A 23755-nucleotide genomic window follows, 5' to 3' on the forward strand; every position below is an offset into this window, starting at 1 on the left:
ATCGCTACGTCAATGGTTAAAAAAGGATGAAAATGAGAATGCAGGACACTTAGATAGAAGAAAAATGCGCTATGGTTATTGGTGCTGAGAGCGCGGAAGGTAAGACCTGAAATACCAAAACCCACAACCCGTAACTCATTATTAATGGTAAACCATAAAGTTGTTTACCGCCCGGAAAATTCCTTCGGGCTCTGCCCGTAAACCTTTTTAAAGGAACGTGAAAAGTAGGAAGGTGAACTAAAGCCCACAGCATAACCCACCTGCGCTATATTGGTATCAGACTTTTTCAACAGCTTGGCGGCAAGCTTTAATCGTTGGTTACGGATAAAAGCCGAAGTAGAATCCCCTGTAAGTGACTTGAGTTTGCGGTGCAACTGCATACGGCTCATTCCCAATTCCTTACCAAATGCATCAGGACCAAAATTGGGTGAGGTGAGTTCCTTTTCCAATACGTCCTGTATCTCTGTAAGAAAACTCTCGTCTGTTGAAGAAAAGGCCAAGTCTTTGGGCATCAGCACTATTTCTTGGCGATAACGTTCGCGCAAACGTTGCCGCGTGGCAATAATGTTTTGCACCTTCTGCTTGAGGTGTTTGGTCTTAAATGGTTTGGTAATGTAGTCGTCGGCTCCGGTTTGCAGTCCGGTATTTTGATTTTCCTCACCACTTTTGGCCGTGAGCAACACTATGGGAATATGGCTGGTTCGGGGGTCGGTTTTGAGGTCATCGCAGAGTTCCAATCCGGTCTTTTTGGGCATCATCACGTCTGAAATAACCATATCGGGCACCCATTTCAAGGCCTTTTCCCAACCTTCTTCCCCGTCTTGGGCTTCAATCACGGCAAAAGCGTCTGAAAAAATATCGCACAAATAAGCCCGCAGCTCAGCATTATCTTCTACCACTAGTAATATACGACTGTCTTCGTCCAGTTTTTGGGACGGTTTTTTAGCGGCCGTTCTCTCTTCTACCGATATTCCCTTCATGCGCTTCACTTCTATTTCCGGAAGCGTTTCCGTGCTTTTTTCAATACGTTCTTCAGGGGCATAAGCCTTTTCTTCAATAGGAAAAGAAAGGGTGAAACATATCCTGTCAGTTCCGACATTGGTCACAGAAATAGTGCCGTGAGAAAGTGTGATCAACTCCTTTACCAAGGCCAAACCTATGCCCGTGCCGTCGGCATTGTCGTCTTCTTGGTGAAAACGGTTAAAAAGCTGTTTCTTTTTTTCTTCTGAAAAATGAAGGGCGGTATTTTCTATTGACAGTTCAAAAGTTCCGTTTTTCCGTTCCGAAGAAAAAACGACACTTCCACCCTTGGGGGTATATTTAAAGGCATTGCCTAACAGGTTGATGATGGATTTTTCCACAATGTCACGGTCAAACCAAACCACATTGGTTTCTTCCAATTCCACAGAATAATCAATCTGTTTTTGTTCTGCTTGATACCAAAATGCATCGGCCAACTGTTGCATCAAACGGTACAAATTACCTTGTTCTACTTGCAATTTTTTGTGTCCTGACTCCAGCTTCGATAAATCGAGCAACTGATCGACCAAGCCCAAAAGGCGGTCTGCGTTTTGGTTTATGGTGGTCAAGTCTTTTTTCTGTTCGGCCGGGAGGTTGGGTTGGCTCAGGTATTTTTCCACCGGGGCGGTTATCAAAGTAAGCGGTGTGCGGAACTCATGTGAAATATTAGCGAAAAAACGCGACTTAAAGGAGTCCATTTCCCGCAGTTTTTGGTTGGTTCTCCGGCGGTTTATGCTCCGCAAACGCATTTTAAAAATACTGTAAACGGCCAAGGCAACAGCCAAAATACAAAGCAGGGCAAACCACCACGTTTTATACCAAGGCGGGGCAATGCTAAAAGTGGCTATGGAAGGACGCCCCCATTTTCCGTTAAGGCCTAAGGCACGTACCTCAAAAATATAATTGTCGGGCTGCAAGTTGGCAAAGTTTACTATGTTTTGGCTGGACGGAGCACTCCAACCAAAAGCGTTTTTCTTTGTATGACTACTTACCAACCGGTAACTGTACTGCACTGCGTCTTCATCTGTAAACGAAAGGGCCGAAAACACAATATGCAAGTTGTTTTGGTGGTCTTTTAAGGTGTGCTTTTCTTCTCCAAAGCCATAAAACAAACTGTCGTTTACCGAAGCTTGCGTAAGGGTTACTCGTGGCGGGGGCAAGGTATCTGTTTGGCTGTCTTTAAAAAAGAGCAAGCCGTTTTGGGTGCCAGCATAATATTCGTTATTTCCGGTTTGAAATACCGGGGTGCTCACCCAATTGCTAAGTGTATTTGCTTTTCCAAAATCAAAAAATCGATAGGTGGCTTGTCCCTTTCTACTTGTTTTATTTTGCCGGGGAACGTACTTGTACAGCCCGGTGGAGGAGGTATTCCAAATCACGCCGTTACTATCTTCATTGAGTTGGCTTGATTCCCCATAACCAACCGTTAGACTGGGGTAGACAACAGCTTCTTTATACCTGTCCGATTTCTCGATATGCAACAAATCGCCTGATTTGGTACCTATCCAGAGTGTGTTTTTTTGGTCAAAGAAAAGAGCTTCTATAATATATTCTTTTATAAGGTGACTAAAATCATCGACCTTCTCCACTTTAACGGTACCATTATCTTTATAAGAAAGTGTTAGACGGAACAACTGCTTGTATGGATTACCCACCCAAAGCCGGCCTTGTGAATCAAATTTAATGTGGCTTATTTTCCCTTGTAAAGAAGGTACTTTAAGTGGGTATTGCATTTCGTTATAAAGAGGTATCACTTGCAGCTCGGTTGATCCGGTAAAGAAGTGGCCTTTGCCGTCTGCCGCTATGGCTGTTTTGTATACCCAATCTTTTTTCAGATCAAAAACCTTATGTCCCACGCGGCCTGTTTGGGTATCAAATTCAAAAAGCTGTTGCTGTTTAGTCTTTCCTTTCTCTTTGAAGAGATAGACCTTTCCGTCACCAGGTTTTATCAGGTTATAAGTCCCTGAACCCTCTATACAGGTTTTGAATTTCCCAGAGCTCAACTCCAGTTGCTGCACCGCCCCTTTGTCCCCTTTCGTAGTGGAAACATAGAGCAACCCGTTGCCCTCCGGTAACAAATCTATAATAAAGTTGCTGTACAAGCCGTCTTTTTTTGTTAAATAGAAATGGTTCCCGCCCAAAGATATTTTTGCAGCTCCATCAGAGGTAGCGGTCCATATATTTCCTTCTCGGTCTTCACACAAAGCGATAACCACGCTAGAGGGCAATCCTTCTTTGCGTCCGTAAACAAAAAAGTGATTTTTTGGTCCTACTTTTACCAACCCCTTTTTTGTGGCAAACCAATAATTGCCGTTGCGGTCTTGTAGCATATCGATAATATAGACATCAGTAAGTTCCGAACGATCAAACTCGGGCGGTAGGGGTAAATACACGTCCTCTGGAGAAGTTTCCATGGTCACATTGGGGTTAAATAGGTGTAACCCCTCACTGCCACAGACCCAAATACGGTCTTGTTGGTCTTTGTATAAACGCTGTACGAGTTTAGACTGGTTTTTGTCGTCATAGGCCAAGGTGTCGCCCTTATTGTTCAGTAACAGTAAACTTGGGTAAATGGAGTGTTTTTCCTTGTTTTCGCTACTATAAAATTGCCCGCCCACCAAGTGGAGGGAATCGGACAACCTAAGGTAAGCATTGGGAAAGTAAACCTCCTCTTCCGGTATTTTTCCTGTTTGGCTCCAACGGACAAGGGTGTCTTTTTTAAGCTCAAACAAGCCGAGGTTTCCTCCGGAAGTAGCATAAACACTGCCATCTTCTTGTGGGTAAAATTCATACATAGGGGGAGCATTCTGAATGACACCTTTTCTTACCCTGCCGTCTTTTTTTATGGCGTCAATTGTAGACCCTGCAATAACATAGAGTTCTCCATTAGGCATTTCGTAACTATCAAATATCCGTTTTCCCGTAAGGTCTTTGCCTCCAATGTAATTTTTAAACTCATGTCCGTTATACCGGCTCATACTGCCATCACCGCTAAACCAAATATAGCCTTTCGAATCTTGGTCGATATGTTCAATGTATGCCCCGGGCAAACCGTCGTTTGGCGTATAAACACGAGACACCCTTTCTTGGGAAAACAACGGCATGCAACATCCATACATTACTGCCAAAAATAAAATAAAATGCGCCGTTTTTCTCAAAAACTAAAGTTTAATTTAGGGACTGTTAATGCTCACCCTTAAAGAATATTCTTGCCCTTTTTTTCGATAGAGGCAACAGATTCTAATAAGATAGTTGTCAAAGTTAACAAAAAAATGTGCTTTTTAGAGAAATGCTGAAAGTCTGGGTCCATCTTTACAAATTAAGCAAAAGCTCTCCTGTATTTGGACAAACCCGATACCATTTTAGATCGAGCGATACATTTAGCACACCTCATTAATCTTAGAAGAAGAATCTGTATGTGAAAAATTAAAAAAGAATCTCTGATTTAATCCGCAAATGAAACGATTTTTGGCACTTTATTTACATTGCTCATTTTTTTTCTGCATAAAGAATGGGTGTTCGATTTAACCGAATATTCCATATTTATTTCAATTTTTACTTTAAAATAAAAGTTTCGGTAAAATCCCAATTTGGTCGGATGGTAAAACTTTTTGGATAATAGAAAACTTTTTCCGGTTGGCGTTTTTCTAAAAAACTTCCGGTATCCCAAATTCCATTATTATTCGTATCGTAAATTACACGAACATAATACGTGTTAGGTTCTAAATACCGAAAATCAAAACTATTTCCATCACTTTCATGGTGAATTTGCTCGCGGTAAACTTCATCTTGTTCAGTAATTAATTGAACAATTACCGGATACGATTCAATATTTTGAACAGTAAATTTTAAGTTCCCTAGATCTGAATACGCTTTTGTGTTTAAGGTATATGCTAAGGTGTCGTTCGTATTTCCGTAGAAATCGGTAATTGAACCGGGTAGCATTTTTAACTTGTATTTTTGTTGTTCTTCTTTTTCAAAAACAATACTATACATGTTTTTAAATTTCTCATGATGCGTTGTAAAACGAACCGCTAAAAAATCTTTATCAAGTAACGAAATTTTAGAAGTATCGATTTTTTCCAGCGGAATATTCGCGCGTATTTCTACATTTTTGTTAAAGCCTAAACTGGAAGTTGGGTTCACTTTTATTTCTAATGAATCAGCTTCCATATCTCGATGTTTAGAAACTAGCGTGTCGCGATATGTTTTTTTCTGAATTTCGAAAACCAAACTATCATTTTCTAATTTCGGTTTAAACCAATAATGTAGCGTATCTTTTTCTGAATCTTTAAAAATTCGGTATTCGTAATCGTTGGGTTTATCTGAGATTAATTTAATTTCGGTACTATCAACTTCACCTTCAAAACCAAAAATATAATGATGTTTAGAAAGTTGTTTGGGTCGTTTTACTTCAAAATCTAAGATTTCCTTAAAAATCTTCAGGTCAATATTTTCTTCCGTAGGAAGTGTTATATATTCTTTCTTGAAACCGATTTTGTCACTTCCGGGTTCATATTTATAATTGTTGTTATTGTCTTTCAACGCTACAATTTGATAGGTTCCCGCTCTCATATTTTCAACAGAAAACGTATGTGTGCTATCTTTTGTATAAGCAATATAAGTTGGTGGTTCTTTGTAAATTAGCGAATCGGTATAAGTTGAATCTACTTCGTAAAGTAGCACCGAAATATCTTCTTCAATAACGCGTTTTAAGGAATTTGTGGCTGTTCCGCGAAGCGCTAGTGAATCGATATAATCACCGGTAGAAAAAACGTATCGAAAAAACTGAAAAGGATTTCCTTCATTATTATCCACAATACTATTTCCAAAATTAATTGAATACGTGGTGTTTTCTTTTAATGTATCACTTATGCGAACGCGAATGTATTTACTCGCACCGCCTAACGGAGAAATTTCGGGTTTTGGATCTAACGGCGGAGAAACAATAATTTGCTTTTGCGGATTGTCAAGTTTAATGTATTCATCAAAGTAAATTCTAATTTCTTTCGCATTGAAATTAGTCGAAAAATTTTCGGGATTAGAACGAATAAATACTGGCGGAATTGTATCGATCTCGCCACCGGTTGGCATTCCTCTTTTGGCACAATTATACAAATTGCTGGCCAAAAGGATAAAACAAAAAAATAGTAAAAAGCGTTTAAACATTCTTTAGCTGAAAATTTTACACAAAGAAACAATTTTTTTTACTAGATCGTAATTGCCATCGTAGCAAAACTGATTTTTACATCGGGAATTTCTGTTAATAAATTAGCGCAAGTCTCTAAAGTTGCTCCTGTAGTTACAATATCGTCGACTAGTAAAATATGTTTTCCTGCTAACTTTTGTTTGTTTTTTAGAGCGAAATTGTGCGTTTGAATATTCGAGCGCGCCAATCTACTTTTAAAAACTTGCGTTCGGGTTGCTGAAGTTTTTATTAAAACATCATTGGTATACGGAAGTGAAAAATGAGTTGCAAGCGCCTTTCCAAAACCTTCCACTTGGTTGTAACCTCGTTTTCGCAGGCGCTTTTTATGAAGCGGAACCGGAACAATCGCATCAATATCAGTAACCCAAGAAGTTTCATTTAATTTTTCGACATACCAACTTCCTAGAAACGCACTAATTTCTTCAACTCCCTTATACTTAAGCGCGTGAATTAACGTTTGGGTAATGCTATTTTTATAGAAATACAGAAATGAAGTTGCATTTACTACAGAAACTCTTCCGTAGAAAACTTTTTTTACCGTATTTTCGTTATATAAATGATAATTTGTAAGTGGTAACTGATGAAGGCAAGAAGTACAAATTACCGCTTCTTCAGAAATAAGATTTTCTCTACAAACGGCACAAGTTTTTGGGAAAAATAGATTGAATAAATCAGTTAACACAAATGAAAGAAGTTAGACAATGATATTTGAAGGTACAAAAATATCATGTTAAGCCATTCTCTATGAGTGAAAAAAAGAATAATAAGGTTCTCAAAGTTTTAATAGCTATTTTGTGTATTTGCCTAATTGGTCTGGGTATTTTTACACTTAATTTTTATAAAGATAATAAGGAAAACAGCAGTATTGTTCATCGTGAAAATGAACAATTGCAAAAAGAATTACAGCAGTTAAAAGATGATTACCAAAATTTAATGAATGAAAATTCATCTTTAAAAGACGATTTAAAAGCGGAGCAAGAACGCATATCGGTTTTGGTAGATAGTCTAAAAAAGATGGATATTAGCGCTACAACTTTACGAAAATACAGAGTGCAAGTAGAATTACTAAAACTTGAAAAAGAGCGCTTAAGCGATGTAGTCGATAGTCTTTCTCATGAAAATAATACGCTTCGCCAAGAAATAGACAGTACTTCTACCATGTTAGAGCAAAATAAAAAAATGATGGATTCGGTGAATGTTGAAAATAAACAATTAGCTGAAAAAGTTAAAAAAACCTCTATTCTACAAATTTCATCAATTACAGGTCACGCGGTAGTTTTACGAAATAATAAAGAAGCTGTTGAAGTAACAAGAGCCAAACGTGCAGAACAATTACAAGTTTGTTTCACTATTAATGAAAACCCAATTATAGAACCAGGTGAACGACAATTATTTATTCAAGTAATTAACCCGAAAAATAATTTGTTAGGCTTAAAGAAAAATATTCAGTTTAAAGAAAAAACACTTCGTTACAGTTCGTTAAATACAATAGATTACCAAAATGAAGAACTAGATATTTGTATGTTGGTAGAAGTTTCAGAAAAAGGTTTAACCGAAGGTCGTTATGTAGTAAATGTTTTCGATGGTGCGACCTTAATTGGATCCACAAGTTTTAAACTAAAATAATTTCAGCAGCATTTCCATTTAATCAAAAGCGTTTTTTATTTTTGCCCTATGGCAAAACAAGACGACACTTTTAAGCAAGTAATAGCGCACGCAAAAGAATACGGTTATATTTTTTCATCTTCAGAAATTTATGACGGTTTAAGCGCGGTTTACGATTACGGACAAAACGGAGCCGAACTCAAAAAAAATATTAAAGAATATTGGTGGAAAAGCATGGTGCAATTGCACCAAAATATTGTGGGCTTAGATGCTGCAATTTTAATGCATCCAACCACGTGGAAAGCTTCCGGTCACGTCGATGCTTTTAACGATCCGTTAATTGACAATAAAGATTCTAAAAAACGCTATCGCGCCGATGTTTTAGTTGAAGATCATGCTGAAAAAATAAATCAAAAGGCGCAAAAAGAAATTGCAAAAGCTCGTAAACGTTTTGGCGATAAATTCGATGAAGAAGAATTTATTACCACCAATCCGCGTGTAATCCGCTATAAAAAAGAAGAAAAAGAAATTCTGGAGCGTTTGGCAAAATCGTTAACTGAAGAGAATTTAGCCGATGTAAAAGCATTAATCGAAGAATTAGGAATTGCTTGTCCCGAAAGTGGATCAAAAAACTGGACCGATGTGAAGCAATTCAATTTAATGTTCGGTACAAAATTAGGCGCTTCAGCGGATAGCGCAACAGATTTGTATTTGCGTCCCGAAACCGCTCAAGGTATTTTTGTAAACTTTGCCAACGTACAAAAAACCGGGCGAATGAAAATTCCTTTCGGAATCGCTCAAATAGGAAAAGCCTTCAGAAATGAAATTGTAGCGAGACAATTTATCTTCCGTCAGCGAGAATTTGAACAAATGGAAATGCAATTTTTTGTTCGCCCCGGAGAAGAATTAAAATGGTTTGAACATTGGAAAGAAACACGTCAAAATTGGCATGCTTCTTTAGGTTTAGGGGAAGAAAATTATCGTTTCCACGATCATGAAAAAATGGCGCATTATGCGAACGCCGCAACCGATATCGAATTTAATTTTCCTTTCGGATTTAAAGAATTAGAAGGGATTCATTCGAGAACCGATTTCGATTTAAAAGCACACGAAAAACATTCTGGTAAGAAATTGCAGTTTTTCGATCCTGAAATGAATAAAAATTATGTGCCTTATGTAATTGAAACCTCCATAGGTTTAGATCGTATGTTTTTAGCAGTTTTTTCTAGCTCGTTAAAAGATGAAGAATTAGAAGATGGAAGTTCGAGAACGGTTTTAAAATTACCGGCAATTTTAGCGCCTTACAAAGCTGCAATTTTTCCATTAGTGAAAAAGGATGGTTTACCTGAAATCGCTCAGCAAATCGTAGAAGATTTACAATGGGATTTTAATATTACGTATGACGAAAAAGATGCGGTAGGAAGACGCTACAGAAGACAAGATGCCGCAGGAACGCCATTTTGTATTACGATAGATCATGAAACAAAAGAAGATAATCAAGTAACGATTCGTCATCGAGACACGATGGAACAAAAACGAGTTCCTATTTCAGAATTAAAAAATATAATTGCCAAAGAAGTAGATTTTAAAACTTGGCTTCAAAAAGGAAAATAGATTTTTTTGAAGAATAAAAAACTATGGAAATATATAAGCGTTAGTGCTATTTCAATCTTTATGATTTTATGGATAGCACGTCTCTTTCCGTTAGGTGAGAAATATATTTCGATGGATTTACAAAATATTTTTGTGATCATTTATTTTATCACAGAACTCCGACACCACCGAATTTTGGTAAGAGAGAAAAATGCTAAAATTCAGGAATTAGAATTGAAATTACAGAAGAATAAATAAAAAAAGCACCGTTTAATTCGGTGCTTTTTTTCTAGTCTTATTTAAAAGTTAGTTTATTCCTTTATTAAGCGTTTTGTTACGACGCCTCGATCTGTAGTGATTTTAATAAAATAAATTCCTGCACTTAAATTCTCTACATTTAATTGTTTTCGGTTTTCTTGAATGATCTGCAATGTTACACCTTCAATATTGTAAACTTTTATTTTTTCAATCTCTTGATGATTCTTTATTTCTATATTTAGAATATTTTTAGTTGGATTTGGATATATTGTGATTTGTTTATTTAATTCTGTTTTTACACTTAATTGCTTGACTTCAATATAATTTGATTTTGTTAAAATGTTTGAACCACCCGTATTAGTTGCTTTAAGAGTTACAGAATATGTACCTTCTTGTTGGTAAGTTACTGTAGGGTTTTGTTGTGAAGATGTGTTTGGTGTTCCTCCATCAAACGTCCATTCCCAGCTAGTAGGACTATTTGAACTTAAATCAGTAAAACTTACAGCTACATCTTTATCAATATTTGTTTTATCTCCTATAAAATCAACCGTTGGTGGCAAAATGATATTATCTATAATTTCAGTTGAAGTCATATTAGTTATGATAGGCGCGTTAAAATCAAAATAAATACGCGCGTCGCCTTCTATAAAGTCACCAACCGTCACATCGTTTTTCGGTTTAATTTTATAAGCCACAAATCCGTGACTTGCAGGCTCGTTAGTGTTTTCATCAGGTAAATTAATTCCGTCAAAAATAAACTCCACTTGGTTTTCATCTGTAATTTCAATGTGGTAATTATGACTTGCACTTACCGGTTTTAAGGTACTGTAATCTAATTTTGGATGAAGTGTATCTAAAATTCGAACATTAATGGCACTTGCTGTTCCTGTATTTTGAAAACGGATAAGGTAATCTAAATATTCATCGGTCTCTTCCTCATAAATTTCTTCACCCTGTAATACTTGTTTGTCGTTAGGGTCATAAGAATTTACAACCACTTGATCAAAATTGAATACGTTATCAGTTGGCGTATTATCGTTTGTATTAGGCGTTACTGTGGCAGTAAAACTTAAAATATCATCTCCATTTACCGTAGGCGGCTGAAAAGTTTGTTGGGTAAAATCAATTTTTTGATTGGTAAGCGGGTGTAAATTATTAACGTCAAAGGTTAATTGATTTGCGGTGGTAGAAGTTGGCGTTACACTGGCACTAACAAAGCTTTGCATGGCGTCATCAAAATCTACGGTTACCGTTGCGTTTGGTATAGTTTGAGTTCCTAAATTTTCTACTACTAATTGATAATCAGCTTCAAAACCGGGACGCGCTTCACTAATAGGTAATAGAGTAATATTTAAATCTTCGATACTTTGATTGGCAGTAACGCAAAAATCGATCACTTCGGTAGAAGAAGAAGTGAAAGTGACGCTCTGGCTTGCCGGACTTACAGAATAGTAGCTAGGATAATTTATTACTGAAACGGTAAAGTTCGTTCCAATTGTTCCTAAAGTATAGCTGCCATTACTCGAATAGGTTTTTAAATCATTTGTACCGTCATTGGCGTTAATCATAAAACCTGAAACTCCTTGGTCTGCTGGATCGCAGCCATTATTGTTTTCATCATAGGTTATTTCCCCCACAATTGAATTACAGTTTAGAAATGGGTAATCTCCTTTGACTGCCCAACCTAGATTTTTTTCTATATAATCTCTCGTAGAAAAATTGCAATATTCTAAACCGTTTGCGCCTAAGATACCTTGCTGTAAGCCTAAAGTAACTAAATGAGATAAAAAATTATCATAATTATTTATATCCATCCCAGAATTATCTAAGAATTGAACTAGATTTTGAGTAGAGATATTCCAATTATTTAAAGGCTGATTAAAAGAACTAGCTTGCTTGAACATAGATGTCATTTTATTTACACTCGAAACATCCCAATTAGCAAGTGGTTGATTAAATGAACTCGCACCTTCAAAAAGGTATCGCATATCTGTAACATTGGACACATCCCAATTATTTAAATCTTGGTTAAATGAACTTGCGTTCATAAACATGTGATCAATAGTTGTTACATTAGAAACATTCCAATTATTTAAGGGTTGGTTAAAAGAACTGCAAAAGGCAAACATCATACTCATATTAGTTACATTAGAAACATTCCAATTATTAAGTGACTGATTAAATGCTGTTGTCTGAAGAAATAGAGCTTCCATGTTTATAACATTAGAGACGTTCCAAGTTGTAATCGAATTATTACTATTAAAATTTGAAGCTTCTGCAAACATAGAACCCATATCTGTTACTAGTGTTAAGTCTGGAGCGTCTATAGCATTTATATTTAGATTTTTGCATTTGCTAAAAGCATTTCTCATTGATTTCCATTCTATATCTCCCCATTGTTCAATTGACTTTATTTTATTTAAATCACCGCCATAATTAAAATAAATTCTTGGGAAAGTCCCAGAAATGCTAACGGTATAAATTCCAGCATTGGCGTAGGTATATGTTGTATTACCAGATTGATTATTTAAAATTGTGCCATCGCCAAAATCTACGGTATAATTATAAGTTGATCCGGGATGAGTGGGTATCGTAATACTCAAATCACTTGAAGTAACTTCCCAAGTAGTAATAAAATCTTGGTTTTGTGCGGTTGTGTAGAAAGAAATAAAAACGAAAAGAATAAATAGGTATATGTTTTTCATAATTTAATGAGATTTGGTTGTCGTGATTTTATACTACAAGTTACGTGAAATGATAAATTGTTTTCAGTCTTGTAACAAGCTAAAATTTTTATGTTTTATTAATTGTGAGGTTGTAAACAGTTTATTGGCAACAAGGATCCATTTCAAATAATGCTGTAATTTGTGATTGATTTAATTCTTTATTGAAAATTATAATGTCATCAATCTTGCCATCAAAAAATTTACCAATTATTAAATCTCCAATGTCTTGAACTGTTGGGGTTGTTCCACAGCCTGTTTCAATTCCAGTTTTAGAATTTCTAAGAATACCATTTCTATAAATGCTTAACGAGTTATTTACTTGATTATATGTGGCTACTAAATGATGCCAATTATTGTAATCGATATTATATTTCCAAGAAAAATCCCATACAGCATTAAGGTAACCAAAAACAGGTTGGTTACCATCATAAAGTCCTAAAGACCACTGTCCATTGGTGTCTGGGCAGTGCAACCCATCATCTCTACTTAAAAGCACGTGATAATTTCCGTCACCAGGTTGGTTTGGTTTAAACCAAAGTGAAACTGAGAATTCAGATAGATTATTTAAAAAATTAGTATTAGTTGTTGAAACAAAATCATTTGAAGAAGAATCAAACTCAAATGCACAATTTTGATTAGAATTTCTATCAGATGAAGAATGTGCAGATGTTGTGTTAGTCAAAATATTAGAATTTACACCATCATTTAAGCTACCATTAGAAAATGGATAAAAAGCAATCGTATTACTCTGTAGATTAGCTGGAATGCAAATCAATGGATTTATTTCATTAATTTCTTCATTCTTTTCGTCATCTGAGCAAGATGTTAAAATAAAAAAACAAAATAAAATAGCAGAAAGGATAGTTGAATTCTTCATAATTTAATGAGATTTGGTTATCTAAATATATAACAACTTAAAATATAAAAACCCTACTCTTTAATATAATTTTTAAAAATAAGCTCGCAATTGTACACTTCCGGTGTGAATAGTATTAGAATTTTCACTTTTTCTGCCAAAATAGGATAAATTTAAATCCAGGTAATTTGTCAGTTTTTTTTGGGCTAAAAGTGTCCACGTAAAGTTTTTTTCAGGCTGTAAACCTTGCAACATTTGGTAAGCTACGGGTGAAAATGCACTTCCGGTAAAATCGTTATAAATGTAATTAAACTCACCATTGAAAGAATATTTTTGTGCGTTATTAAACGTAAATGAAGCTCCAATTTTATGCTGATCTAATTCTTCGCGATCGCCTAATAAATTGCTGTGTTCTTGAAATTGATAAAAAACATCAAAACGCGTACTTTGTGAAAGTAAATACGAAAGTTCAGGGTTTGCCAGAAATCCTTCAATTTTATAGTTTCGGTTTTCAAAATTTTCAGAAAGGCTTTCGTTTTCCGTGTAATGATTTTTTAAGGTAATTAACCAACTTTTTTCAAATTTATGGTTAAATGTAATTTGATGACTTTGCAAAGTGTTTTCTTGCAATCCGGTGGAAAGTAAATTTTTATTCCGCGTAGAAATATAACTGTACGAAGTGGTGTAACGCTGTTTTCCGCGGTTAAAAAAAATGGTATTTCTAAAGTTGAGGTTCGCCGCCAATTCTTTTCCGTCATCGTTAAACGGATTTAAATCAAAATTATCGCCTTCGCGTTCTATTTTTCGGTCAATTAAATACGAAGTTTGGTTGTAAAAATGTGATAGAAACCCTTTCGTGCCTTTCTCATCGCTCCATTGCTGAAAATTTAAACTGATAATTTGACTGAATTTATTCTGATGCGTTTTTACAAAAATCTGGTTCGGCAACAACATACGAACATATTTTGCCTGATCGGGATATGGCGCAATTTCAAACTCTTCTAATTCCTGAACGCCATTATTATTATAATCATTCCACGTATATTGTCCTTCGCCGGCGTTCACTTCCACATACGTAAATTCTTGTTGCGGAAGCGTTCCGCTATTGGTTTCATAAGCGGTATTTAAGTTTAAAATACGATCAAATAAAAACTGATTGTATAAAACGCGGGAATTCAGCGAGTGTTCATCTTCCACGCCTTCTTCTTCATTATCCAGTTTTCGATAATTCGCAAAAACCGAAAGTTTTGTCTTTTCTGAATTTATCAATTGCGAGCGTAAATAATAATTATCTGAATTGCTCACGCGCTGCAAAGCTGAATTTCGTAAACTGTCATTCACGCGGTAACGATAGCCAATTTCAGCGTAAACATCAGTACTGTCGCCAATTCCGGTGTAAACTTCATAACTATTAAAGCGCTGACTAATTCCGGTGAGTTCTTCGGTTTCGTTATCAATTTGTTCATTATCTTCTAAGGCAATTCGTGTTCCTGCCCACACTTTCCCAAAATCGTAAACGGTATTTGTTGAAAGCCGGAGAAATTCAGAATCAAAAATTTCAGCATCACTTTTTAAAAAACTTCCGTTTAATTGAACTGCCAATTTTCCGAATTTTACATTCGATTGTAACAATTGTCTCGCGCCGCTGTAATTGTCGCTATAATCTAATTTCTGAAAACTATAAGTCGCCGCGCCGTTTGTAGGACTTACATATTCTAATCCCGCATCTACAAAACTTTGGTTTCCTTCAGGATTTGTTAAATTCCAATCGCGGTTAAATTCTACATTGTACAAACGTTCGATACTTTGGTAGCGTTCTTGAATGTAATTTACGCGGCCAAAAGCGTTGAGTTTCGTTTGTTCTTCAGAAGTGAATAAATTTTGTTTTGCAGCAATTCTTCCCGCAAAGCCATCGTTATCATCGTCATCTAAATCTGAATATAAATTCTCATCATTTTTACTTCCCGCGAATTCAAAATCTACTTGCGTTTTTTCGCTTGGTTTGTAAGCGCCATTTACAACGGCAACTTGTAATTTTTTAGGTGAGAAAAGTTGCGTGATCGGCGCATAATTTCCCTGCGGAATTCCGTTAACTGGCGCGACATATTCATAAATTTTTGAAATTGAAGTAGCGTTAGTTAACACATAATTTCCTTGATTTTCACCAACTAAACTGAATTTTACATTAAAAAGTTCATCATCAGGATTGGTAGAATACACAAAAATTTCTTCACCATTTTGAATTTCTTTTCGGTATAAAACTTTATTCTCATCAAACGTATCGGGAACCGCGCTTGGAGCAATCATCTCACTTTCATTGTCGCCGGCTTCAGAAAGAATTTGCTGTTGTTGTTCACTTAAATTTTGCTGAAGCGGTTGATTTCGCAAATCATTTTCAGAATACACAAACGCGCCTAATTGTAGTTTTTCGCCATAATATTTTCCGCCGCCGGTAGCTACAATTCGCGAATAATTTCTGTCGGCATATTGAAATTCTACCGTAATTCTCATTTCTGAAGTAATCGGAAAAGTAGAATTAAAAATAATTTCTCCCGCATTATAATCGATGATATAATCTTCATTTTCACCACGTTCTACACGAATTCCGTTCACAAAAACCGATTCACTTCCGGAAACAATTAACACAAATAATTCGCCATTCGGACCGGTAAGTTTATACGGACCTTGATTTCCTTCTTGCGCCTGAAATTGATTTCGCGTAAAAACCCCGCGAACTAGCGCTCCGGCGGCATAAACCTGGGTTCTATTTCCCTCGGGATTTAGCGTTGCGCCAACCGATAAACCTTGTACTTTTTTTGTGAAACTAGCAAAATAAGAGTCATCTTGAATAAGATCGACATCGCCGGCGCGAATGTTCCAATTTTTACCATATAATTCGATAAAAACTTGGTCGAATTCATCTAAATTTTGCGAATAACCACTCTCTTGAATTGGAATGTTTGAATCTTGAATGGAAGCTCGTAAACTTACTTTTGGCGATATTTTTCCTGAAATTTGTAAGTCCAATTCAGAATCGAGAACTGTATTTTGATTGGTTCCGGCGGTAATTCCACGGGAAATGCTTCCGCTGGTATTTAATCCGTCAAAAGGTGTAAACGAACGTACGTTGCTTGGTTGTCCTAATTTGTAAATGCGTTGTGTGCGGTTCCCTTCAGCAATTATAGAAGGATCGAATTGATAATATTTTTTGGTTAAAAATTCAGGATATTTTCGGTAATAAACCGCAATGGAATCGAGTTTATTTTTCGTGGAATCGTTCAGAATTAAATAACTTTCAGCAAAATTCACTTGGTATTGTGTAGAATCTATTACTTTTCCTTCTTTCGAATAAAGCTGAAATCCATCGGCTCGAATACTTACAGAATCAATTTTAATGGTATCGCGAACGGCTAATTTTTTCTGCGGAGCATTCATAGGAGTTTCTTGCGCTTTCAGCAAAAGCCCGCTGCTTAAAAAGAGTAAGAAAAAAATTAGACTTCGCATTATGAGTAAAACTAAATCATTTTAAAAATATTATTTCAAAAATGTGCTTTTAATTGTGTTGGTCGCTAAATTTTCTTTGAAGCTAGTTTCCTAACTGAAAAATTATATTTTTGTTTCAAAACTACGCAATGGTAATCATTTCATATAATGTAAACGGAATTCGAGCTGCACTTCGTAAAGATTTTCTCACGTGGCTGTCGCAAGCCAATCCAGATGTGTTGTGTTTGCAGGAAATTAAAGCAAATCCAGATCAGTTTGACGAAGCTGTTTTTCACGAGTTAGGCTATAAATATTGCTATTGGTATCCGGCACAAAAAAAAGGCTACAGCGGCGTTGCGATTTTAAGTAAAGTTGAACCGAATAAAGTAAGTTACGGAACTGGAATAGATTATATGGATGCTGAAGGAAGAAATATTCGTGCCGATTTTGATGATATTTCCGTAATGAGTTTGTATTTGCCTTCGGGAACCAATATAAATCGACTGGAATTTAAATTACAATACATGGATGAATTTCAGCAGTATATTGATAATTTAACTGAAGAAATTCCTAATTTGGTGGTTTGTGGCGATTATAATATTTGTCATGAACCAATTGATATTCATGATCCTGTGCGTTTAAAAAATGTTTCAGGTTTTTTACCGGTGGAACGTGAATGGCTAAGTGGTTTTCTAGACAGCGGATTTGTAGATTCCTTTCGTCATTTAAATACTGAAGCTGTAGAATATTCTTGGTGGAGTTACCGAGCAAACGCGAGAGCCAATAATAAAGGTTGGCGTATTGATTACCAAATGGTGTCTGAGCCAATACACAAAAGAATTGAAAGAGCCGTTATATTATCGGAAGCTTATCATAGCGACCATTGTCCCATTTTATTAGAAATAAATATTTAAAAATAAAAAGTATGAAAAAAATATCCATTTTAGTAATTCTGCTTATTAGCGTTTTAACAGCTTGTGTTCCAGCAAAAAAGTTTAACGAATTAGAGCAACAATATAAACAATTAGAGCAACAAAATGAACAAATAGCTTCTAAAGCAAATAATTGTGAGGAAAAATTAGAAGAAATTAACGCTAGTTCTACAGAAATATCAAGAGAATTTCAAGAACAGAATAGAGAAAAAGAATTATTAGAAAGCAAAATTGCTCAGATAGAAGAATCTTATGAAAAATTACAACAATCATATGATGCTTTAGAAGATAAAAGTTCGTCCACTCTGTTAGAAAATTCTAAACGAAATAGAATGCTAATTGAAGAGTTGGAGGAAAAACAAAATTTATTGAGAAATGAACGAAAGGAGTTGGCTGAAAGATCCTCACGAATAAAAGAGCTTGAAAATATGATAGCCGCTAAAGAAGAAAAAATGCAAACTTTAAAAAATAGTGTCTCTGCAGCACTTACAAATTTTGAAGGGAAAGGCTTAACCGTAGAAAGAAGAAATGGCAAAGTTTATGTTTCCATGGAAAATAAATTACTCTTCGATTCCGGAAGTTGGGCAGTTGGAAGCCAAGGTAAACAAGCTGTAAAACAATTAGGATTGGTGTTAGCGCAAAACCCAGATATCAGTGTTTTAATTGAAGGTCATACCGATAATGTTCCGTACGGCGGAAGCGGAGCTTTACAAGATAATTGGGATCTTTCAACTAAAAGAGCCACTTCCATAGTTCATCTCTTACAAGAAAATGCAAATATCGATCCCACTCGTTTAACTGCGGCTGGACGTGGAGAATATGCGCCAATCGCCAGTAATAATAGTCCGGAAGGAAAAGCAAAAAACCGAAGAATAGAGGTAGTTCTTACGCCAAAATTAGATGAAGTAAGCCGTTTGTTAGAAGACAGCTAAAAATTTTTGTACACCACCCCGCAAAAAAGCGGGGTCGGGCTGTCCGCTATATCTTTTATTTCGCTTTGCTACATAAAAGGATGCCGCTTCCATCCCTGGCGCATAAAATTATTCTAGCATTTTTACCAACGACTCATGAATAAAAGCTTGTTGTTGATTTTTAAAAGTTTTTACGTGAAGCCACTCTCTGAATTCTCCTAATAATTGAAGCGTATCATTTTGGGTTAATTCTCCAACTTTTTTAAAAGAAGTAGAAGGGCCTTCTCGCAAGTTCGCTTTCAAAGTTTTTATGACTATAAATGTGGAAGTAAAATTTTGCACGAACGATTCAGGTGTTACTTTTTCAGTTTTAAAGATGTAAGGTAACGGATTTTTTGCACCAATTCTGTAAATCCCAAAATGTAAATGTGGCGGAGTAGTTTTTGCATTTCCGGTATTTCCCACTAAACCTAATGTATCGCCAATTTTTACGTTGTCATTTGGTTTTGCAATTATGCTATCTAAATGAGCGTAATATAAAGAATTCCCAAACAAACCTGCACGTAACCAAACCTGTTTTCCGTCGAGACCACGGTTTCCCGTTCTGCTAATTCTACCGTTTACCGCTGCTACAACCGGTGTTCCTTTTTCAGCAAAAATATCTATTCCTTCGTGACTTCTTTTTCCTCCATCTCTAGCATTTCCCCAAAAACTTTGAATAGCAGAATTCCCTTTTCCTGCTACCGGAAAATAATAAGTCGGCTTTGTGAAAAAAGAGATGAAAAAATTGGAATGAGCAGCAATTTCAGGTTGAATTATTATTTTATAATTTCCATCTTTATTCGGAGTAAAACTTAATTTATCTTGTGAAATTTCGTTACTCTTTATCTGAAAGAAAGTGGAATCTCTTTCTCCAAATAAATCAATAAAAATGCGTTGGTTGCTAGAATCTTTTTCAATTTCAGCAGTAAAAATTGTGCCTTTTTGAAGGTTAAAAGTATAGCTATAAACTTGCGCTAGATGCGGAAAAAAAGTCCCTTTTTCAGCATAAGGTAAATTTATTTGAAGACTATCTTGTTTGGCATTTTCAAAATTTTCTTTCCATCTATCAAAAACCGGTTGCCGATCTTTAAATTCGCGGCTATAAATTTTTCTAGCGTTTGGATTTGTGATCGCATCGGTAACAGAATTTAATTTTGAACAGCTTATTACAATAATGCTGAAAAGTACCAAAAAGGGTAAAATATTTTTCTTTTTCATCAAAAGAAATTAATTCACGAATTATGCCAATTTAACCGAATAAATATTCTACTACTTCTTCAATTCTAGATACTTTCTGCACGTTGATTGAAAAATTTCCCTTCGTAATTTTACTTTGTTTGGAAATAATAATTGTAGCGAATCCTAATTTTTCAGCTTCTAAAATTCGTTGTTCAGCTTTTGGTACCGGTCTAATTTCTCCTGCAAGACCAACTTCTGCCGCAAAACAAATATCGCGTGCAATGGCAATATCTTCATTGGAAGAAAGAATAGCAGCGACAACGGCTAGATCAATTGCGGGATCGTCTACCGAAATTCCGCCGGTAATATTTAAGAAAACATCTTTTGCGCCTAAACGAAATCCGGCTCTTTTTTCTAAAACCGCCAAAATCATATTTAGGCGTTTGGCATTGTAACCGGTTGTGGAGCGTTGTGGAGTTCCGTAAACTGCGGTACTTACCAAAGCTTGAATTTCGATCATTAACGGTCGCATTCCTTCTAAAGTTGAGGCAATTGCGGTTCCGCTGAGATCTTCATCATTTTTGGAAATTAATATTTCTGACGGATTGGTAACTTCTCGCAAACCTTCGCCTTGCATTTCGTAAATGCCCAATTCGTGCGTAGAGCCAAAACGATTTTTATGTGCGCGTAAAATTCGATACACGTGATTTCTATCGCCTTCAAATTGTAAAACCGTATCGACCATATGTTCTAAAACTTTTGGTCCGGCGATGCTTCCTTCTTTGGTTATATGCCCTATTAATAAAACAGGAACGTGCGTTTCCTTGGCGAATTTTATAAGTTCTGAAGTACATTCGCGAATTTGCGAAATGCTTCCCGGGGAACTTTCAATGAAATCGCTATGAAGTGTTTGGATGGAATCAATAATAATTATTTCAGGCTCTAATTTTTCAACTTGCCTGAAAATATTTTGTGTTTTAGTTTCTGTTAAAATGTAGCAATTTGCAGGATTTGGATTAATCCGTTCCGCACGCATTTTTATTTGTTGCTGACTTTCTTCTCCGGAAACGTATAAGGTTCGATAATTTAAATTCAATGAAATTTGAAGCAATAACGTACTTTTTCCGATTCCCGGTTCACCACCTAATAAAGTTAAGGAACCCGGGACAATTCCGCCGCCTAAAACACGATTTAATTCGTTATTATTTGTGTTTAATCGTGCTTCTTGTTCGTATTTTATTTCGTTTACTAGCGTTGGTTTTGGCGTTCGTTTTACAGGCGATTGTTCGGTTTTCCAATCTTTGGTATCTTTTTTTTGAATAACTTCTTCAACTAACGTATTCCATTGTTTGCAAGAAGAACATTGTCCTTGCCATTTTGAATGTTGCGCGCCGCAGTTTTGACAATAAAAAGTCGTTTTTGTTTTCGCCATAAATTAGTATCCGAAGTCTTGTTTAATTTGTTCAATTCTTTTTAGCATCATGTCTTTGGTAAGGTAAGAAGCTTCTTCTAGGGCAAAGGCATTTTGGTACTCTTTCATTGCTTTTTTTGCATTGCCGGTTTCTTCATAATAACGCGCTAAAAAATAACTGCCGAGCATTTTGTTGGGATGTTCATCGTTGGCGAGTTTCCCCAAATCTTTGTATTGGTCCCATTCTTTACTTATTTCAATGGCATCTGCAATGTATATAAAATCGTTTATGCGAACCTGAATATCTAGCCCGTAAAGTTCTGAAACGGTTTCATATTTATCTACTAAATATTCATAATAAGTTCCTTTAGTTGTTAGCACTTGATCTTCATATTCTTTTTGATTTATCGGGCGGTAAATTGAAAAAATACTCTCGATGGCTTTTGGGATTCCTCTTCCTACGAGCGAATAATGCGTGGCTTCTTCGAAATTATCAAAATAATAATAGAATTTTTCATTGTCTATGGTTTTCAGCAGCTCATTCATTTGTTTGTTGCTTTCATTTAAACTTTCCACATCGTCTGTAGAAGTGGCTAAATAATACCAAGTTTTAGATTCTGAAGCATTTAACGCATCGGCTACACGCTCTTTTAAGTTTGGTGCGTAATCTGGACTTAAATTAATATAGCCTTTAAAAAGCGGATCTTCTTTTAATAAATAATAATTCATAAAACTCGCGGTAAGATCGTGCCCCACAATAATTGCGAATTTTGCGGTTCGGTAATTTTTGTCGATTAAAGGAAGTAATTCCAACCCAATGAATTCGAAAAATTCTGCTCCTTGTTTGGTAGGTAAGAAAGTTTCTTTATCATATTCGGTATCTTTTCTTCGCTTTCCTACTTCGTTAACGCCAACTACAATCGATTCTGGCATATCTTCCCAATAACTATAATAATCTACATTTCCAGCCACGGGTTCAAATAAATAATCGCCGTCTAACACAATAAAAACGGGATAGGATTTTTCTGTATTGTTATTATAATTTCTAGGAAGTTGTATTTTTATTTGACGACTGTCTTGAAGTGTTTCAGATTGAAGAACTTTATATTCTGTTTGTGCAAAAATGCTTGTGGAAATAAACAGGAATAGTAGCGTTAACTTTTTCATAGCTAAGAAAATTTAGAAATGGAAAGATAACAAAAAAAATCACTTTTTTGGATTCACCAGCGGAAGAAAAATCATCGATAAACCTCCAATAACAAGGTTTAGCAGCGTTTGCGTTCCCCAAATTACCCAGCCGAAAGCTTCACCGTCTTCTTTAGGAATTCCGAAAAGTAATAAAACCGCACCTATCGCGATAGGGTAAATACCAATTCCGCCATTGGTTACTGAAATTGCAAATGAACCAATAACAAAAGCTACCAAAATAGCATCTAACGATAAATCTGTGGTGCCGGGAACTGCAAATTTCACTAAATAAAACATCAGAATATACATTGCCCAAATGAAAATAGTATGAGCTAAAAAAGCAAACGTATTTTTCATTTTTAAAATGCTTTTCATTCCTTCTAAAATACCTTTTCCGAAGGTTTTAACTTTCATTAAAAAGGGATTGGAGGAACGCTGAATAATTTTTAAAAAAATGATTCCGAATACAATTAAAATCAGTAGAATTATAATGGTGAAAAATGGATTGATGTTATGCGATTGAAAATAAGGGAGAATTGTATTGGCTTGAAAAAAAATGGTAATTCCTAAAATGATAAGGAGCATAATTAAATCTGCTACGCGTTCGGAAATAATGGTTCCAAAAGTCTTTTCAAACGGAATATCTTCATAATTTGCAATAGTCGCACCACGTAAAACTTCACCCGATCTAGGTATTCCTAAATTTGCTAAATAACCCGCCATAACAGCCATGAAGCTATTGTGAAGTCGCAATTTGTAGCCCATTGGCGCTAATAAATATTTCCAACGATAAGCCCGTGAGAGATGCGATAAAATTCCGCAGAAGGCTGATAAAACCAACCAAATGGGATCGGCTTCTAAAATATTATTTATTAATTTTTCGCGTTCAGCAGGTGTGGCGCTATTTACGGAATAGAAGATTAAAAAAACTCCCAGCGCTAATGGAAGTAAGGTTTTTAAAATTTTTATGCCTTTTTTTTTCTTCAAGATTATTGTAAGCGGTTTTCATCGTTTGGAAATACCAACGCAGGTTTAAAAGCTTTGGCTTCTTCTACGCTCATCATTGCGTAGGTGATTAAAATGAGAATATCACCTTTTGCAACTTTTCTTGCTGCAGCGCCGTTAAGGGTAATTTCTCCGCTTTTTCTCGGCCCGGGAATAACGTATGTTTCTAAGCGTTCGCCATTGTTGTTATTAACAATTTGAATTTTTTCACCTTCAATAATGTTGGCTGCTTCCATTAAATCTTCATCAATCGTAATGCTACCAATATAATTTAGATCTGCTCCGGTCACTTTTACGCGATGAATTTTAGACTTTACAACGTGTATTTGCATAGTTT

The 23755-nt window shown here is 35.7% G+C and carries 16 protein-coding genes; 5 read left to right on the plus strand and 11 right to left on the minus strand.

The annotated features are described in order from the left end of the window. Positions 1-164: 164 nt before the first annotated feature. From ACFFGL_RS10010 to ACFFGL_RS10020, 3 genes are all read right to left on the minus strand, one after another. Complete coding sequence (locus ACFFGL_RS10010; RefSeq protein ID WP_309726434.1) at positions 165-4178, minus strand: two-component regulator propeller domain-containing protein; 4014 nt, start codon at positions 4176-4178, stop codon at positions 165-167. A 397-nt stretch (positions 4179-4575) separates the two neighbouring features. Continuing rightward, entirely contained in the window at positions 4576-6189 is a 1614-nt protein-coding gene (locus ACFFGL_RS10015) for an Ig-like domain-containing protein (protein ID WP_309726433.1), read from the minus strand. Between the two features lie 41 nt (positions 6190-6230). Then, positions 6231-6911, minus strand: coding sequence for a ComF family protein (locus tag ACFFGL_RS10020; protein WP_309726431.1), 681 nt, complete (start codon positions 6909-6911; stop codon positions 6231-6233). Positions 6912-6973: 62 nt separating this feature from the next. Here ACFFGL_RS10020 and ACFFGL_RS10025 point away from each other — a divergent pair, with 62 nt between their 5' ends. From ACFFGL_RS10025 to ACFFGL_RS10035, 3 genes are read left to right on the plus strand one after another with little or no spacing between them, the layout of a single operon-like run. Further along, positions 6974-7855 (plus strand): hypothetical protein, encoded by an 882-nt coding sequence (locus ACFFGL_RS10025; protein ID WP_309726428.1) that lies wholly within the window; start codon positions 6974-6976, stop codon positions 7853-7855. Between the two features lie 48 nt (positions 7856-7903). Then, positions 7904-9448 (plus strand): glycine--tRNA ligase, encoded by a 1545-nt coding sequence (locus tag ACFFGL_RS10030; protein WP_309726426.1) that lies wholly within the window; start codon positions 7904-7906, stop codon positions 9446-9448. A 6-nt stretch (positions 9449-9454) separates the two neighbouring features. Next, positions 9455-9685 (plus strand): hypothetical protein, encoded by a 231-nt coding sequence (locus tag ACFFGL_RS10035; protein ID WP_309726424.1) that lies wholly within the window; start codon positions 9455-9457, stop codon positions 9683-9685. 53 nt (positions 9686-9738) lie between these two features. Here ACFFGL_RS10035 and ACFFGL_RS10040 read toward each other — a convergent pair whose 3' ends face one another. The 3 genes from ACFFGL_RS10040 to ACFFGL_RS10050 form a co-directional block, all read right to left on the minus strand. Beyond that, a complete protein-coding gene (locus tag ACFFGL_RS10040) occupies positions 9739-12390 on the minus strand; it encodes a BspA family leucine-rich repeat surface protein (protein WP_309726422.1) in 2652 nt (883 codons plus the stop codon). Between the two features lie 121 nt (positions 12391-12511). Beyond that, complete coding sequence (locus ACFFGL_RS10045; protein WP_309726420.1) at positions 12512-13288, minus strand: LamG domain-containing protein; 777 nt, start codon at positions 13286-13288, stop codon at positions 12512-12514. Between the two features lie 72 nt (positions 13289-13360). Then, entirely contained in the window at positions 13361-16771 is a 3411-nt protein-coding gene (locus ACFFGL_RS10050; RefSeq protein ID WP_374708744.1) for a hypothetical protein, read from the minus strand. Between the two features lie 128 nt (positions 16772-16899). On the opposite strand from ACFFGL_RS10050, the gene ACFFGL_RS10055 reads away from it, so the two are divergent. Together ACFFGL_RS10055 and ACFFGL_RS10060 are read left to right on the plus strand one after the other, a co-directional pair. After that, positions 16900-17664, plus strand: a complete 765-nt coding sequence (locus ACFFGL_RS10055) for an exodeoxyribonuclease III (RefSeq protein ID WP_309727148.1) — start codon at positions 16900-16902, stop codon at positions 17662-17664. Positions 17665-17675: 11 nt separating this feature from the next. Continuing rightward, a complete protein-coding gene (locus ACFFGL_RS10060) occupies positions 17676-18614 on the plus strand; it encodes an OmpA/MotB family protein (RefSeq protein ID WP_309726417.1) in 939 nt (312 codons plus the stop codon). A gap of 108 nt (positions 18615-18722) precedes the next feature. Here the strand turns inward: ACFFGL_RS10060 and ACFFGL_RS10065 are convergent, their stop codons facing one another. From ACFFGL_RS10065 to panD, 5 genes are read right to left on the minus strand one after another with little or no spacing between them, the layout of a single operon-like run. Further along, positions 18723-19853 (minus strand): M23 family metallopeptidase, encoded by a 1131-nt coding sequence (locus tag ACFFGL_RS10065; RefSeq protein ID WP_309726415.1) that lies wholly within the window; start codon positions 19851-19853, stop codon positions 18723-18725. 31 nt (positions 19854-19884) lie between these two features. Continuing rightward, positions 19885-21246, minus strand: coding sequence for a DNA repair protein RadA (gene radA / locus ACFFGL_RS10070; RefSeq protein ID WP_309726413.1), 1362 nt, complete (start codon positions 21244-21246; stop codon positions 19885-19887). 3 nt (positions 21247-21249) lie between these two features. Beyond that, the gene (locus tag ACFFGL_RS10075) at positions 21250-22392 is read right to left on the minus strand and encodes an alpha/beta hydrolase (protein ID WP_309726411.1); all 1143 of its coding nucleotides are present in this window, start codon (positions 22390-22392) and stop codon (positions 21250-21252) included. A gap of 39 nt (positions 22393-22431) precedes the next feature. After that, a complete protein-coding gene (locus ACFFGL_RS10080) occupies positions 22432-23400 on the minus strand; it encodes a lysylphosphatidylglycerol synthase transmembrane domain-containing protein (protein ID WP_309726409.1) in 969 nt (322 codons plus the stop codon). Positions 23401-23402: 2 nt separating this feature from the next. Further along, on the minus strand, positions 23403-23750 hold the full coding sequence (gene panD / locus ACFFGL_RS10085; protein WP_309726407.1) for an aspartate 1-decarboxylase: 348 nt from the start codon (positions 23748-23750) through the stop codon (positions 23403-23405). Positions 23751-23755: the final 5 nt, after the last annotated feature.

The organism is Mesonia maritima, from assembly GCF_042433895.1.
Classification (GTDB): domain Bacteria; phylum Bacteroidota; class Bacteroidia; order Flavobacteriales; family Flavobacteriaceae; genus Mesonia; species Mesonia maritima.

Bases quoted from the DNA above. Each gene is read 5' to 3' on its own strand.
- ACFFGL_RS10015 (WP_309726433.1), bottom strand. From the start codon at position 6,189: ATGTTTAAACGCTTTTTACTATTTTTTTGTTTTATCCTTTTGGCCAGC.
- ACFFGL_RS10025 (WP_309726428.1), top strand. From the start codon at position 6,974: ATGAGTGAAAAAAAGAATAATAAGGTTCTCAAAGTTTTAATAGCTATT.
- ACFFGL_RS10030 (WP_309726426.1), top strand. From the start codon at position 7,904: ATGGCAAAACAAGACGACACTTTTAAGCAAGTAATAGCGCACGCAAAA.
- ACFFGL_RS10040 (WP_309726422.1), bottom strand. From the start codon at position 12,390: ATGAAAAACATATACCTATTTATTCTTTTCGTTTTTATTTCTTTCTAC.
- ACFFGL_RS10045 (WP_309726420.1), bottom strand. From the start codon at position 13,288: ATGAAGAATTCAACTATCCTTTCTGCTATTTTATTTTGTTTTTTTATT.
- ACFFGL_RS10050 (WP_374708744.1), bottom strand. From the start codon at position 16,771: ATGCGAAGTCTAATTTTTTTCTTACTCTTTTTAAGCAGCGGGCTTTTG.
- ACFFGL_RS10055 (WP_309727148.1), top strand. From the start codon at position 16,900: ATGGTAATCATTTCATATAATGTAAACGGAATTCGAGCTGCACTTCGT.
- ACFFGL_RS10060 (WP_309726417.1), top strand. From the start codon at position 17,676: ATGAAAAAAATATCCATTTTAGTAATTCTGCTTATTAGCGTTTTAACA.
- ACFFGL_RS10065 (WP_309726415.1), bottom strand. From the start codon at position 19,853: ATGAAAAAGAAAAATATTTTACCCTTTTTGGTACTTTTCAGCATTATT.
- radA (WP_309726413.1), bottom strand. From the start codon at position 21,246: ATGGCGAAAACAAAAACGACTTTTTATTGTCAAAACTGCGGCGCGCAA.
- ACFFGL_RS10075 (WP_309726411.1), bottom strand. From the start codon at position 22,392: ATGAAAAAGTTAACGCTACTATTCCTGTTTATTTCCACAAGCATTTTT.
- panD (WP_309726407.1), bottom strand. From the start codon at position 23,750: ATGCAAATACACGTTGTAAAGTCTAAAATTCATCGCGTAAAAGTGACC.